At 37.9% G+C, this 388-nt stretch carries 1 pseudogene; it reads left to right on the top strand.

What is annotated here, in order from left to right:
- Nucleotides 1–45: 45 nt before the first annotated feature.
- Nucleotides 46–388 (top strand): annotated as a pseudogene (locus HC175_RS20115) (primase-helicase family protein); the annotation flags it as partial.

The raw sequence follows: 388 nt of genomic DNA, 5'->3' as shown, positions 1-388 counted from the left end.
AAACCGGAAGTAGCCTCTTGGCTAATACTAATCCTAATGTATAATATGATGAAAAAGGCATGCTATATCCGGGTAGGTACTTGTTACTATAAAATAGTGCAACTGCCCACCATCTCCGGTAATTTTAATGAGATCCTGGTTCCATGGAATATTGAGACTCTACGTAATGATCACGGAAAAGCTTTTATTGGAACCATTAAAAGATATGACGGCTTTACTTGTATTCCAGGTCATAAAAACTTTCAACAGGAATGCCATGGATTTTACAATACCTATTCTCCATTGCCTTATAGTCCTAAGGAAGGAACTATCGATTTTTCACTTCGGTTTATGAAACACATTTTTGGAGGGCAAGCAGAACTGGGGCTTGATTATCTGCAGCTGTTAT

The organism is Salinimicrobium oceani (genome assembly GCF_012037645.1).
Note: the sequence above shows the minus strand (reverse complement) of the source record. Positions and strands in the feature narration are given on the sequence as shown.